General features: G+C 54.2%; 13 protein-coding genes. 8 read left to right on the top strand and 5 right to left on the bottom strand.

What is annotated here, in order from left to right; all coding sequences use genetic code 11:
- Positions 1-165: 165 nt before the first annotated feature.
- Positions 166-453, top strand: coding sequence for a co-chaperone GroES (groES, locus tag LG297_RS13905; protein WP_007090384.1), 288 nt, complete (start codon positions 166-168; stop codon positions 451-453).
- Between the two features lie 58 nt (positions 454-511).
- Positions 512-2,167, top strand: coding sequence for a chaperonin GroEL (groL, locus tag LG297_RS13900; protein WP_404421218.1), 1,656 nt, complete (start codon positions 512-514; stop codon positions 2,165-2,167).
- Between the two features lie 122 nt (positions 2,168-2,289).
- On the opposite strand, the gene LG297_RS13895 is transcribed toward groL, so the two are convergent.
- Entirely contained in the window at positions 2,290-3,384 is a 1,095-nt protein-coding gene (locus LG297_RS13895; protein ID WP_404421216.1) for an NADH:flavin oxidoreductase/NADH oxidase, read from the bottom strand.
- A gap of 297 nt (positions 3,385-3,681) precedes the next feature.
- Between LG297_RS13895 and LG297_RS13890 the strand changes: the two genes are divergently transcribed.
- Positions 3,682-4,185: an Hsp20/alpha crystallin family protein gene (locus LG297_RS13890; RefSeq protein ID WP_404421214.1), complete on the top strand. Its 504-nt coding sequence runs from the start codon at positions 3,682-3,684 to the stop codon at positions 4,183-4,185.
- Between the two features lie 77 nt (positions 4,186-4,262).
- Here the strand turns inward: LG297_RS13890 and LG297_RS13885 are convergent, their stop codons facing one another.
- On the bottom strand, positions 4,263-5,366 hold the full coding sequence (locus LG297_RS13885) for a PLP-dependent cysteine synthase family protein (protein ID WP_404421212.1): 1,104 nt from the start codon (positions 5,364-5,366) through the stop codon (positions 4,263-4,265).
- 184 nt (positions 5,367-5,550) lie between these two features.
- Between LG297_RS13885 and fliN the strand changes: the two genes are divergently transcribed.
- The 4 genes from fliN (at position 5,551) to LG297_RS13865 (ending at position 11,804) form a co-directional block, all read left to right on the top strand.
- Complete coding sequence (gene fliN / locus LG297_RS13880; RefSeq protein ID WP_404421210.1) at positions 5,551-5,853, top strand: flagellar motor switch protein FliN; 303 nt, start codon at positions 5,551-5,553, stop codon at positions 5,851-5,853.
- A 201-nt stretch (positions 5,854-6,054) separates the two neighbouring features.
- Positions 6,055-8,391, top strand: a complete 2,337-nt coding sequence (locus tag LG297_RS13875; protein ID WP_404421208.1) for a glucose/quinate/shikimate family membrane-bound PQQ-dependent dehydrogenase — start codon at positions 6,055-6,057, stop codon at positions 8,389-8,391.
- 472 nt (positions 8,392-8,863) lie between these two features.
- On the top strand, positions 8,864-10,735 hold the full coding sequence (locus tag LG297_RS13870; protein ID WP_404426955.1) for a ribonucleoside-diphosphate reductase subunit alpha: 1,872 nt from the start codon (positions 8,864-8,866) through the stop codon (positions 10,733-10,735).
- 40 nt (positions 10,736-10,775) lie between these two features.
- The gene (locus LG297_RS13865; protein ID WP_404421206.1) at positions 10,776-11,804 is read left to right on the top strand and encodes a ribonucleotide-diphosphate reductase subunit beta; all 1,029 of its coding nucleotides are present in this window, start codon (positions 10,776-10,778) and stop codon (positions 11,802-11,804) included.
- Positions 11,805-11,863: 59 nt separating this feature from the next.
- Here the strand turns inward: LG297_RS13865 and LG297_RS13860 are convergent, their stop codons facing one another.
- The 3 genes from LG297_RS13860 to LG297_RS13850 all read right to left on the bottom strand — a co-directional run bounded on the left by LG297_RS13860 (position 11,864) and on the right by LG297_RS13850 (position 13,534).
- Positions 11,864-12,559 (bottom strand): tetratricopeptide repeat protein, encoded by a 696-nt coding sequence (locus tag LG297_RS13860; protein WP_404421204.1) that lies wholly within the window; start codon positions 12,557-12,559, stop codon positions 11,864-11,866.
- A 79-nt stretch (positions 12,560-12,638) separates the two neighbouring features.
- Positions 12,639-12,992, bottom strand: a complete 354-nt coding sequence (locus tag LG297_RS13855) for a DUF2794 domain-containing protein (RefSeq protein WP_404421202.1) — start codon at positions 12,990-12,992, stop codon at positions 12,639-12,641.
- 161 nt (positions 12,993-13,153) lie between these two features.
- The gene (locus LG297_RS13850) at positions 13,154-13,534 is read right to left on the bottom strand and encodes a hypothetical protein (protein WP_404421200.1); all 381 of its coding nucleotides are present in this window, start codon (positions 13,532-13,534) and stop codon (positions 13,154-13,156) included.
- 476 nt (positions 13,535-14,010) lie between these two features.
- Between LG297_RS13850 and LG297_RS13845 the strand changes: the two genes are divergently transcribed.
- The gene (locus LG297_RS13845) at positions 14,011-14,661 is read left to right on the top strand and encodes a tetratricopeptide repeat protein (RefSeq protein ID WP_404421198.1); all 651 of its coding nucleotides are present in this window, start codon (positions 14,011-14,013) and stop codon (positions 14,659-14,661) included.
- Positions 14,662-14,668: the final 7 nt, after the last annotated feature.

Here is a 14,668-nt window from a genome sequence, read left to right as displayed (position 1 = left end):
CCCGGAAATCATGACATTTTTGCGTCCCCCCTCTCTCTTCTGTTGACAAAATCCCGTGGTTCCCATACATGCTGTTAGCACTCGCCGGGGGTGAGTGCTAATACGGGCTCATCCCGGTTAGTTTTGTACTTAATCGAGCCATACTTAAACACGGAGTTGTCTAACATGAAGTTCCGTCCGTTACATGATCGTGTGCTGGTGCGTCGTGTCGAATCCGACACCAAGACAGCCGGTGGCATCATTATCCCGGATACCGCGAAAGAAAAACCGCAGGAAGGCGAAATCATCGCTGTCGGTTCCGGTGTTCGCAAAGAAGACGGCTCGCTTGTCGCGCTGGACGTCAAGGCTGGTGACAAGGTTCTGTTCGGCAAATGGTCGGGCACCGAAGTCAAGGTCGATGGCGAAGAGCTGCTGATCATGAAAGAGTCCGACATTATGGGCATCATGGAGTAAGTCAGCCTTTTGGTGACTTATTCCACGTTCATCCGTCTCATAGAGAGGAAAGAATATTATGGCTGCTAAAGAAGTAAAATTCTCCACCGACGCCCGCGCCAAAATGCTGCGTGGTGTCGACATCCTTGCTGATGCCGTTAAAGTGACGCTCGGCCCGAAAGGCCGTAACGTTGTCATCGAAAAATCCTTCGGCGCACCGCGTGTGACCAAGGACGGTGTTTCGGTTGCCAAGGAAATCGAACTGTCTGACAAGTTCGAAAACATGGGCGCACAGATGCTGCGCGAAGTGGCTTCCAAAACCGCCGATCTGGCTGGTGACGGCACCACCACTGCAACCGTTCTCGCCCAGGCAATCGTTCGTGAAGGCAACAAGTCCGTTGCTGCCGGCATGAACCCGATGGACCTGAAGCGCGGTATCGATCTTGCGACCACCAAAGTCATCGAAGCCATCCAGGGCCGCGCACGTAAAGTGTCGGGCAAGGACGAAATCGCACAGGTCGGTAACATTTCGGCCAATGGTGACCGTGAAGTCGGCGACATGATCGCTGAAGCCATGGAAAAAGTCGGCAACGAAGGTGTTATCACCGTCGAGGAAGCCAAAGGCCTGCACACCGAACTCGACGTTGTCGAAGGCATGCAGTTCGACCGCGGTTACCTGTCGCCGTATTTCGTGACCAACCCGGAAAAGATGGTTGCCGAACTCGACAACCCGTATGTCCTGCTGTTTGACAAAAAAGTTTCCTCGCTGCAGCCGATGCTGCCGCTTCTGGAAGCTGTCGTTCAGTCAGGCAAGCCGCTTCTGATCATTGCTGAAGACGTCGAAGGCGAGGCTCTTGCAACGCTCGTCGTCAACAAGCTGCGCGGTGGCCTGAAAATCGCTGCTGTCAAAGCACCGGGCTTCGGCGACCGTCGCAAAGCAATGCTCGAAGACATCGCCATCCTTACCGGTGGCCAGGTTGTCTCCGAAGATCTCGGCATCAAGCTTGAAAGCGTTACGCTCGATATGCTCGGTACCGCGAAATCGATCACCATCACCAAAGAAGAAACCACCATCGTTGATGGTGCCGGTGAGAAAGCCCAGATCGAAGCCCGCGTTGGCCAGATCCGTGCTCAGATCGAAGAAACCACTTCCGATTATGACCGCGAGAAACTGCAGGAACGTCTGGCGAAACTCGCTGGCGGTGTTGCCGTGATCAAAATTGGTGGTGCTTCGGAAATCGAAGTGAAAGAACGCAAAGACCGTGTTGACGATGCCCTGCACGCAACCCGCGCTGCTGTCGAAGAAGGCATTGTTGCTGGTGGTGGTACGGCCCTGCTGTACGCAACCCGCGCTCTTGACGGTCTTGAAGGTGCAAACCACGACCAGACCATCGGTGTCGACATCGTTCGTCGCGCGCTGCAGGCTCCGGTCCGTCAGATCGCCCAGAACGCAGGTGTTGACGGTGCGGTTGTCGCCGGCAAGCTGCTTGAGCAGTCTGATGTTGAGTTTGGCTTCGACGCCCAGAAAGGTGAATACACCAATCTGGTCAAAGCCGGCATCATCGACCCGGCCAAAGTTGTTCGTACTGCCCTGCAGGACGCAGCATCGGTCGCAGGTCTGCTGATCACCACCGAATGCATGATCGCCGACAAGCCGGAAGAAAAAACCGGTGGCGGCGCGCCTGACATGGGCGGCATGGGTGGTATGGGCGGCATGGGCGGTATGGGCTTCTAAGCCTTACCACCAACCGACCTTCTCGCTACGGAAAGGGTCTCGCATTTGCGAGGCCCTTTTTGTTTGTGTGTCGATTGCGACAAAAATCCCCGCAGCCACAGGAACCGCGGGGATTTTCCAGATTAGCCGAACAGTTTTTTCAGCGTTCTTGGCTGACATCGCAGATACTGACTGGCGGCCTTGACCTCCGCCCCGAGGGTTGCCGCAGCATGCCACGGCCAGCGCGGGTCATAGAGGATGCCACGCGCCAGGGCGATGGCATCGGCCTGGCCGGTAAATACGATAGCTTCGGCCTGTTCTGCCTCGGTGATCAGTCCGACCGCGATGGTGGTCATGCCGGTTTCGGATTTGATCCGGTTGGCAAACGGGACCTGATAGTTCGGGCCAACCGGGATTTTCTGATCAATGTGAAGACCGCCCGACGATACATGGATGAAATCGCAACCCCGTTCCTTTAAGATGCGCGCCAGTTCCACACTTTGATCAATATCCCAGCCGTCATCGACCCAATCAGAAGCCGAAATGCGAATGCCGACCGGTTTGGCCGGATCGAAAGCGGCGCGCACGGCATCGTAAACCTCCATCACGATCCGCATACGGTTTTCAAGCGATCCGCCATAGTCATCCTGGCGTTTGTTGGAGTGTGGTGAGAGGAATTGATGGAGCAGATAGCCATGTGCCCCATGAATTTCGATAGCATCAATACCAAGACGATCCGCACGCTTTGCGGCATCGGCAAAGCCCTGAATGATTTCGCGAATGCGCGATGTACTGAGTGCTTCGGGTTCCGGGTCACCTGCACGGAACGGGACGGCAGATGGGGCAACGACCTGCCAGCCATTTTTGTGATCCGGTGCGATGGCACCGCCACCATCCCAGGGCTTTTCGCAGGATGCCTTGCGTCCGGCATGGGCGAGCTGAATGCCAATCGGCATATCCGAATGGCTACGCACTGCCTTCAGCGTCTTATCAAGGGCTGCTTCGGTTTCGTCGTCCCACAATCCGACATCGCCATAGGTAATGCGGCCTTCGGGTTCGATTGCGGTGGCCTCGATAATCAGAAGCCCGGCACCCGATTGCGCGAGATTGCCAAGATGCATGTCGTGCCATGCGGTGACTTTGCCGTTATCAGCCGAATACTGGCACATGGGAGCGATGATAATGCGGTTATCAAGTTCAAGCGTGCCCAGCGAAAGGGGCGTGAAAAGCTGGCTCATGAAACGTCCTGTATCTGTGAAGGGCAGGGAAAGCCTGCGAACAATGAAAAGAAGCTAGTTCGAATCAGACGCTTGCGCCATAGGTGCTTAGGGAATGCTTTGGTTTTTTCCATCTTGTGGAATGCGAAGGTGAAGGGCCTGAATAAATTTTTCAAAAAAATGCATGCTGCCACTTGCTGAAAAATAACCCTGATCTATTTGTTGGTTTGAAAGGCCACGGTGGCCTTGTGCGCGTCAGGGTTGCAGCATGACTGGACCTGCGGCGCAAGAACTACCTGTCTGTTTAGGAGGGTAATTATGACTGGTCTTCAGACTGTAAATGGTACTGCTCGTCGTTTGGCTTCTCGTCCGGCATATGGTGATCCGTTCGGTGTTTTCGGACGTGATTTCGACCGTATGATCGGCTCGATTTTTGGTCGTGACGGGCTTGTGAATACTGTCGGTGCAAGTGATGATGGGGTGACGCAAAAGCTCCTGACTCCGCGCATTGATGTCCATGAAACCGACGATCAGATCGAACTGTCTGCCGAACTTCCCGGTGTTGAACAGGACGATGTCGATGTGTCGGTCCTTGAAGGTGTCCTGACGGTCACGGGGGAAAAGAAATCGACCCGTGAAAGCAATGATGGTGCGCGTGTTGTTGAGCGTACCTATGGCAGCTTCAAACGTTCCTTCCGTCTGCCCGACACTGTTGATGCAGACAAAATTGCGGCATCGTTCAAGAACGGTGTCCTGACGCTCACTCTCCCTAAAGTAGCGGAAGTGAAGCCGGAACCGCGCAAGATCGCGATTTCGGGCTAAGTTTTGCCTCAACCTTGATGAAGCACCTGAACGGGCGGAGAAATCCGCCCGTCTTTTTTTGTTTGTTACGAAGGCGGTTAACGGGCCGTGCAGCAATCCATCGGCATGTCAAACACGCCGGTTTTATCGAAAGTTTCGAGTGCTGCGTGCCATGGGGCAAGGTCGATCCCCTGTTGGACAACCCATTCCGGATTATAATAGGTATCGCGATAGCGATCCCCGCCATCGCAAAGAAGGGTGACGACCGATCCGGTTTCGCCAGCCTTTTTCATCTGGCTGATAAGCGACAGGGTGGCGATCAGGTTGGTGCCGGTGGATCCGCCGCAGCGACGGCCCATATGTTTTTCCAGATACTGCAGGGCGGCGAAGCTGCCAGCATCGGGAACCCGGATCATATGATCGACGACGTTGGGGTTAAAGCTTGGTTCAACGCGCGGACGACCGATGCCTTCGACGCGTGAAGCCCTTTCACCGGTAATGTCGCATTTCCCGGTTTCATAGGCGTCATAGAAAACCGAGTTTTCCGGGTCGGCAACACACATCTCGCATCCCATGCCAAGGATCTGTCCGTACCGGATATAGCGACCAATGGTCGATGATGTCCCGCCGGTGCCCGCTCCAACGACGATCCAGCGCGGAACGGGATGGGGTTCGCGCTTGAGCTGATCAAAGATGCTTTCGGCGATGTTGTTGTTGCCGCGCCAGTCGGTCGCGCGTTCGGCATAGGTGAACTGGTCCATGTAATGGCCGCCAAGTTCACGCGCAAGTCGCTGGGATTCCGCATAAATCTGGCCACTGTGATCTACCAGATGACTTTCGCCGCCATAAAAGGCGATTTGATCGATTTTCTGCTGCGATGTCGATTTGGGCATCACCGCAATAAAGCGCAGACCGAGCAGGCGGGCAAAATAGGCTTCGGAGACGGCGGTCGAGCCGCTTGAGGCCTCGATAATTGGTGTGTCTTTGGATATCCAGCCATTGCAAAGGCCATACAGGAACAGCGAACGTGCCAGGCGATGTTTCAGGCTGCCCGATGGGTGGGTCGATTCATCTTTCAGATACAAACCGATGCCATCAAGGGATGGCAGATCAAGACGGATCAGGTGCGTATCGGCGGACCGATTGAAATCGGCTTCGATGATGTTGATGGCGTCTGCCACCCATTGGCGATCGTAGCTCATGAAAAGTCCTGCATTTCTGTTTGGTGCTGGTGGCGCGGAGCCCTGAAGGTTTCGTCATGTAGGCGATTATTATACAGAAAACTACCGTAAATTTTGCGAATAAGCTTGCTAACACTTTTTTCAAAGCTAACCTCTAGAATAGAGTTTCGCGATTCTTCCATTTTATCCGGGTGATCTGGTTACCATGGCCAATAATGATGACGATCCCTTTGCCAAACGTCATGCCGCGTCTGAGATCGGGGCGGCCTATGATGTGCCGGTGCGCGTATCGACCGTGATCGGCAAAAGCCAGATCCAGGTCTCGCAATTGATGCGCCTGACCCGTGGTGCAGTTCTGGAACTGGATCGCAAGGTCGGGGAACCGGTCGATATCTACGTCAATAACCGGCTTGTCGCGCGCGGCGAACTGGTGGTGGTGGACGAAAACCTTGGCGTGACGATTACCGAAGTTGTCAAATCCGGCACGATCATCGAGACGCATCACTAGGGGCTAACCCTTCACGACTTCTACGCATTTCAAACCACCGGCTGCGACAGGTCGGTGGTTTTTCATTTTTTTCAGTTGCTTGAAGGAACCGGAACCGCCATTCGCACGTTCCGCCCAAAGCCTGATACTGCCTTTAACCTGCCATTTTCTGGTCAAAGGCTGCGTTTGCATGTCCTGAATCATTAAAACGAGGACAATCTCATGATCAATGTTCTGACTTCGGGGTTGCTGGCCCTGATCGGTCTTGCGCTTGGCGCTGGCGGCGTGTGGCTGATCATGCTTGGTGGTAGCTGGTATTATGCGCTGGCCGGACTGGCGTTTCTTGTTGCGGCCGTTCTGTCATTCACCAAACGACCGGCCGTTTTACCGTTTTACGCAGTTTTTATGATTGCAAGCCTTGGTTGGGCGGTCTGGGAAGTCGGGTTCGACTGGTGGCAACTGGGGCCACGGGGAGGACTGATTGTCCTGATCGGATTGTGGATGGCAATGCCGGTCTATCGCAAGACACTGTCGGTCGGAAAGCCGGTGCCGGAAGTCAAACCGGCACGGTCATTCGTGCTTGAGGGAAGCATCGTTCTGGCAATTGTCATTGCCGTCTATTCGATGATGAACAATCCCAACGCAATCAAGGGCCAGTTAAACGAAAGCCCCGTTGTCAGTAATCCCGATCTTGGCAGCAATATTTTGCCCGGTGACTGGCACCAATATGGTCGCACGCCCTATGGGCAGCGCTATTCACCGCTTGATCAGATAACGGTGGAAAATGTGACTGAACTTCAACAGGCCTGGGTCTTTCAGACTGGCGATGTAAGGCGATCCGAAGATGTGCCCGAAACCACCTATCAGGTGACGCCGCTTAAGATCGACAACACGCTTTATCTTTGCACGCCGCATAGCTGGGCAATGGCAATTGATGCCAAAACCGGACAGGAAAAATGGCGGTTTGATCCGGAGGTCCCTGACAATCCCGACCGACAGCATCAGACATGCCGCGGGGTGACATTTTATCAGGACCGCGTGGTGGATGGGGATGTGCCATGTGCATCGCGGGTTTATCTGCCGACATCCGATGCGCGTCTGATCGCCTTGGATGCCAATAACGGTGAGATTTGCCGCGATTTTGGCGATCAGGGCACCGTCCATCTGGAAACCGGTATGCCCTATAATCCGGCCGGGTATTATTATTCCACCTCGCCACCGGTTATTGCCGATGGCAAGATCATTATTGGCGGGGCGGTGAATGACAATTATTCGACCAAATCGCAGTCCGGCGTTATTCGTGCCTATGATGTTGATACCGGTGAACTGGTCTGGAACTGGGATTCCGGCAATCCCGAGCAGACGGAGCCGATCCCCGAAGGCCAGACCTATACAGCCAATTCCCCCAATAGCTGGTCGGTGTCGAGTACCGATGAAAATCTTGGCATGATTTATGTGCCGCTGGGCAACAAGGTACCCGATCAGTTGGGTATGGGACGCAGCGAAGAAGTCGAGACCTATTCATCATCCATCGTTGCACTAAGCCTTGAGACCGGGCAGGTCGAGTGGGTGCGTCAGACGGTGCATCACGACTTGTGGGATATGGATGTTCCGGCACAGCCATCCCTGCTCGATATCACCACGGAAGATGGTGAAACTGTTCCGGCACTGGTCGGGCCGACCAAGCAGGGCGATATCTATGTGCTGAACCGCCGGACAGGCGAGCCGATTATCCCGGTGAAGGAAGTTCCCGCACCTGGCGGTGCGATCCCCGAAGATTTCACTGCCCCGACCCAGCCGGTGTCGGATTTGACCTTTATGCCAGAGCCGCTGACGGAAAAGGATATGTGGGGCGTTACGCTGTTTGATCAGCTGGCATGCCGTATTCATTTCCATCAGCTGAAATATGAAGGGCGCTATACCCCGCCATCCTTGCAAGGCACGCTGGTGTATCCTGGCAATTTCGGCACGTTTAACTGGGGTGGCATCGCGGTCGACCCGGAACGCCAGATCATGTTTGGCATGCCGACCTATCTTGCCTTTATTTCCCAACTGATCCCGCGTGACGAAGTGCCCCCGCGCGGTACCGAAAAGGCCAGCGAGATGGGCATTAACCGGAACGAGGGTGCCCCTTATGCTGTCAGCATGGGACCGTTCATTTCGCCGATTGGCGTGCCGTGTCAGGCCCCGCCATGGGGCTATGTCGCCGGGGCAGACCTGCGTACCGGGGAAATTGCCTATAAGCACAAAAACGGCACGGTCGAGGACATGACGCCGCTGCCCTTGCCGTTCGAGCTTGGCGTGCCGGGTATTGGTGGTCCGATTATCACCAAGGGCGGTGTGGCGTTCCTTGGAGCGGCGGTTGATAATTATTTCCGTGCTTATGACGTCACCACCGGCGAACAGCTTTGGCAGGCACGTCTGCCGGCAGGTGGGCAATCGACCCCGATGACCTATACCACGGATGACGGTACGCAATATGTGCTGATCGTGGCGGGTGGTCACGGGTCAATTGGAACCAAAGCCGGTGATTATGTGATTGCCTACAAACTGCCCTGATCGGGAAGTCAATGACATCGGAAAGAACGCCCGGCATTGTTCGGGCGTTCTTTGTTTTGCGCCCTGTTTGGGGAATCGTAACCGGATTTGGGGTCTGAATGGTTTCTCCGGAACCTGAAACTCAACCTTTCGGATCAAAGAGTTCGCAAAATTTTTGCCGATCTTTTACTTGACCGGAACAGGGGCAAAAAACGCCTTTGCCGCGAATCATTGAATATCCGGGATTGTAACGGAACTGATACAATCAATTGACGATTTTTTATCCATTCCCACTACATATTGTGTTTTCAATCCGGTCTCGAGCGGGCATAACCATCTTCCAACGGGCATTGGGAACGGCGATTTTTTTGCGATCCGGCAGTCGGTAAAACGAGGCAGGGGCAAGCGAACACCGTTTGATGAAGATAACAAACAGGAAGCGGATCGCCGCCAACGGGCGACCGTTCAGGTAAGGGGACTTGAGAGCATGAAGATGCTGGATGTAGTGCAGCACGAAAAAGGTGCGCGCGTCATTGTTGATCGTTCACGCGATGCGTTACTGACGGACTTTGGCAAGGCGGTTTTGAATGACCGATATCTGATGCCGGGTGAAAGCTATCAGGACCTGTTTGCGCGCGTTGCCAGCTATTACGGGGACAACGAAGCGCATGCGCAGCGTCTTTATGATTATATTTCCAAGCTCTGGTTCATGCCCGCAACCCCGATCCTGTCGAATGGCGGGACCACGCGTGGCTTGCCGATTTCCTGCTTCCTGAACGAGGCAGATGATAATCTTGGCGGTATTGTCGATATCTGGACCGAGAATGTCTGGCTTGCGGCACGGGGCGGCGGTATCGGTTCGTACTGGGGCAATCTGCGTTCGATCGGTGAGAAGGTCGGCAAGAATGGCAAGACGTCCGGCGTGGTGCCGTTCATCCGCGTGATGGACAGCCTGACACTGGCGATCAGCCAGGGATCGCTGCGCCGTGGGTCGGCCGCGGTTTACATGCCGGTCAGCCATCCCGAGATCGAAGAATTTTCCGAGATGCGCCGCCCGACCGGTGGTGACCCGAACCGCAAGACGCCGAACCTGCATCAGGGCGTTGCGATTTCGGATGCCTTTATGCGTGCGGTCGAAAATGATGAAGAATGGGCGCTGACATCCCCCAAAGACGGGCATGTTGCCCGCAAAATCAGCGCGCGTTCATTGTGGATACGGTTGCTGACGTCGCGGGTTGAAACCGGCGAGCCCTATATGCTGTTCATCGACACCGTGAACCGTGCGGTGCCCGAACACCACAAGCTGGCCGGGCTGAGCGTCAAGACGTCGAACCTGTGTTCGGAAATCACGTTGCCGACCGGCAAGGATCACCTGGGCGGGGATCGTACCGCTGTTTGCTGTCTGTCGTCGCTGAACCTTGAACATTACCTGACCTGGAAGGACGACAACCAGTTCATCGAGGATATCCTGCGTTTCCTTGATAACGTGCTTCAGGACTTTATCGATCATGCACCCGATACGATGGCGCGTGCGAAATATTCCGCGATGCGTGAACGTTCGGTTGGTCTTGGCGTGATGGGTTTCCATTCTTTCCTTCAGGCGCAGAAAGTGCCGCTTGAAGGGGTGATGAGCAAGGTCTGGAACAAGCAGATTTTTGATCACGTCAAAAAGCATGCGGATGCCGCGTCCGAGAAGTTGGCGGAAGAACGCGGTTCGTGCCCGGATGCTGCGGAATATGGTATCAAAGCCCGTTTCTCGAACAAAACCGCGATTGCGCCGACCGCATCGATTTCGATCATTTGCGGTGGCGCTTCACCGGGGATCGAGCCGATGGCGGCGAACTCCTATACCCACAAGACGCTTTCGGGCTCGTTTAACGTGCGTAACAAGTATCTTGCCGAGGTTTTGGAAGAAAAAGGCCGGAATACCGAGGAAGTCTGGACATCCATCACGGTGAATGAAGGATCGGTTCAGCATCTTGATTTCCTGTCCGATCTGGAAAAGGACATCTTCAAGACCGCGTTCGAGCTGGATCAGCGCTGGCTGATCGAATTGGCCGGTGATCGCACACCGATGATCGATCAGGCGCAGTCGCTGAACATCTTCCTGGCGTCGAATGTTCATAAACGCGACCTGCATCAAATCCATTTCCAGGCATGGAAAAAGGGGGTCAAAAGCCTTTATTACTGCCGGTCGAAATCGATCCAACGGGCCGAGGTGGTTGCGAATATTCCGGGGCGTGCGAAGTCGAATGATGACGATATGCCACGCCCGGAAAGCTCGTTTGAAATCCCGGCACTGGTTGCGGCCGCCGCACAGGCCACCAGTGAACCCGATTATGACGAATGTCTCGCCTGCCAGTAAGGCGGCTTGAGCACACAGAAATTTTGCGAGAAGTGACGATATGTCTGACGATAAAGTAATTGATCTTCTGACGGAAAACCCGGTCTACAAGCCGTTCCGTTATCCGTGGGCCTATGAGGCGTGGCTGACCCAGCAGCAAATTCACTGGCTGCCCGAAGAAGTGCCGCTGGCCGATGATGTCAAGGATTGGAACCACACGATTTCCGATGCCGAGCGGAACCTGCTGACGCAGATTTTCCGCTTTTTCACTCAGTCGGATATCGAGGTCAATAACTGCTATATGCGCCACTATACGCGCGTGTTCAAACCGACTGAAGTCCAGATGATGCTGGCGGCATTTTCAAACATGGAAACCATCCATGTTGCGGCTTATTCGCACCTTCTTGATACTATCGGCATGCCTGAAGCCGAGTATGAGGCCTTCTTCCAGTACAAGGAAATGAAGGACAAATACGACTATATGCAAATCTGGGGTATTGGTCCGGAAGACGAATATACCGACGAGCATGGCGATTTGCGTCTGACTACACAGGGCAAACGCAATATTGCCAAAACGCTGGCGGTATTTGGTGCCTTTACCGAAGGTCTTCAGTTGTTTGCGTCATTCGCGATGCTGATGAACTTCCCGCGCTTTAACAAGATGAAGGGCATGGGGCAGATCGTGACATGGTCGGTCCGCGATGAAAGCCTGCATTGCGAAAGCATCATTCGCCTGTTTAGGACATTCTGCAAAGAGAATCCGGAAATCTGGGATGACGAAATGCGCAGCGACCTGATTGAGGCCTGCAAAACCATCGTCAGCCACGAAGACGCATTTATCGATTTGTCGTTCGAAGCCGGTGCGGTGCAGGGATTGACCGCAGAAGATATCAAGAAGTACATCCGCTATATCGCTGATCGCCGCCTTAATCAGCTTGGCCTTGAAGAGCAATACGGGATCGAACAGAACCCGTTGCCATGGATGGATGCGATGCTTAATGCAGTCGAGCACACCAACTTCTTTGAAAACCGTGCGACGGAATATTCAAAGGCGGCGACGCGCGGTACCTGGGACGAGGCATTTTCCTGATCCCTGTTTTCGATTGAATGTTACGAGGCCGCCTTCGGGCGGCCTTTTGATCATCGGGTTCAGGGAACAGCCAATTCCTGCAACCGTTTGTCGACACGTCTGATTTCTTCAAGTCGCAACTTTGGTTCAAGATTGGCAATTGCTGTAGCCGGGTCCAGTTCAAGTTCGACACCGGGCGGCAGGGTCAGGGGGCCAAGTGCCGAACGGCGCAGCCAGTAATAGGCATCGGCATAATCCGGTTCGACACCCCAGCCGCGTTCGGTCATGGCGCCCAATAAAAATTGGGCGGCGTGCATACCCTTTTCGGCGGCGATCCTGTAATAATGCGCGGCTTCGACATAGTTTTGCTGTGCACCACGGCCATGGAAATATTGTTCGCCAATCAGGAAGGCTGCATCGACATTATCGGCATTGGCACGAAGGGCGCGCTTGAGAAAATCGGTTGCGCGGAACTGATCGTATCGCAAACCCCAGCCATTGAAATACATTAAACCAAGATAATAGATAGCATTGGGGTGATTGGCGCGTGCTGCCAGTGCAAACCACTCGGCGGCCTGTCGGTAATCCTGTGGCCCGGCAAGGCCGCGATAGTAAAGCAGGCCCAGCGCATATTGGGCACGCGGGTCATCTTCCTGGGCGGCAACGCGCCATTGCGCCCGAGCCATTTCATAGTTGCCTGCCTGATAGGCTTTGTAACCGGTTGTGTAATCGGCATAAGCCGGGAACACATGACATACGCATGTCAGCGCGACCATGCCACACACAAGGGAACGGATGCCACGAACGGGCGTGCAAAATTCAAGGATGGGGTGGGGCAAAAGTCGGGACCGATCTTTAACGGGATTTGAACAGCGGGACGACCTTGCGTGCGCGTTTTTCAACGGCATCAAGAACGTTCTGGATTTCGGAGCTTTGCTTGATCTTCTCACCGCTGTGAAGGGCCAGAAAATGTCCGGCATTCTTGTGGTCCGTGCCAAGTTTGATGACGGTGAATACTGCCGTTTCGTGAGAGGAACGGAAGATGGAGAACATGGCCATGCCATCCAGATGGTCGATGGCATAGTCGCGCCAAGCACCGCTTGCGACTTGTCTGGAATAGGTGTTCATGAGTTGCATCAGTTCAGTCCGGTCGAAATGCACAAAGCTTTTGGCTTTGCGGTACTGAGCCAGATTGAACAATGTACCCATGTCGTTCTCCGGACGTAATTTCAGAAGGCCGGGTTCAGGCGTTTATGACGCCCATATGACACGGTAGCGCGCTTTAACGGCAGCCTCAAGTTTGAATGGCCCGTCGCGCGAATTTTTTACAAATATATGTGGGATTTCAGCTTGTTGAAGGGCTTGTTGGCTTACAGGCTGCGTGATCTGGTTGGTGGCCAGTCAATGGTTTGTGCGCCGGTATTATAAGGGTCAGGCGTGCGATAGCAACTGACAGCAGCCAATGAGCGATAACAATAAAGCGGCGGTTCGGGAACCGGGTCTTTTTTGCAATAGGATTTGCCGTCGATCTTGCGGATGGTCGAGCAATCCCGACCGGTGGAAAGGGAGACAACGTGATCGACGAGGGTTTTGTCGGTGTTGATGATGCTGACGACGTCAAAAGCGATATACCATTCCACACCGGTAAACAGGTTCGTTCCCGCAATATCCGATGCAGTGGTGTCACAGCCCGATACTCCCGCGCCGAGAAGTGTCGCGAATAATCCGGCCAGAATGCGTTGCCTGATCATTCGTTTCGCCTTTTGTCGGCTTTGGGCTTTGTGCAGGCTTTTCATCGTGATCTCCGAGCATCGACCGGTCAGTATTTGCCCGGTGGCGATTAATATTCCGTTTCCTGCATTTTATTATGCAATCCACGTGCCTTTTTTCGGGCGCACGATATTGGCCACATTTCAGCCCGTTTTCCCGATTACGTCGGGCGGACAGAGTGCTTTGGTGCGAAGATAAGGTCCTTTATGGTACGCAATGCTTCTTCCAAAGGCGGCAAATCTTTCCGTGAGCATGTTCACAGTCAGTATTATCAGCCCTAATTGGGGGCTGTTTGATGTCGGAAACGACGTTGTCAGAGATTTAATTGCGATATTGGGGGAATGGCCTGCGGACCGGACTTGACCCCTTGTGCGCTGGCGCGTTAAATCCTTGCCGGAATTAATTCTGACAAGCGGGCCGTTGCCCGCTTTCTTTTGATCGGATTGGAGCGGTTTTCGTGGTTGATATTTTCCAGGAAGTCGAAGAAGACATCAAGCGCGAGCGCAATGAAGCGCTGTGGCGCAAATACGGTAAATATGTCGTTGGTGTCGCCGCAGTGATCGTGCTGGGCGTTGCCGGACGTGAGGGCTGGAAAAGCTACGAAGAAAATTCGCGCATTGAAAACGGTACGCGCATGGCAAATGCCATCGAACTGGTGCAGGCTGGCGAAGAAAAGCAGGATGCGGCACTGGGCGCCCTTGATGCGATCATTGCCGATGGCAATGCCGGTTTGGTCGCACTTGGACATTTCCAGAAGGCCGCGGTTTATCTGCGGGCCGGGGCAAAGGATTCTGCGGTGGCCGAGCTTGAGGCGATCGCCGCGAACAATGATGTCGAAAAGATCTATCGTGATCTGGCAGTGGTTCAGATCGCCATGAACAATGCCGATGCATCAAATGCCAACGACCTGATTTGGCGCCTGAACCCGATCGCTGTGCCGGAAAATCCCTGGTACTACTCTGCGCGTGAAATGATTGCGATGCTTCATATTGCAGCAGGTGAAATCGAGGCAGCCAAACCGCTGCTGACCGAAATTGCCGATGACAGCGAAGCACCGTCGGGTATGCGCGCGCGCGCAAGTGAAATTCTGAAAGCTGTCGACGCCTGACTGACGG

The organism is Thalassospira australica, from assembly GCF_044790785.1.
Lineage (GTDB): Bacteria > Pseudomonadota > Alphaproteobacteria > Rhodospirillales > Thalassospiraceae > Thalassospira > Thalassospira australica_A.
The sequence above is the reverse complement of the archived record's forward strand: the minus strand, read 5'-3'. Positions and strand labels throughout refer to the sequence as shown.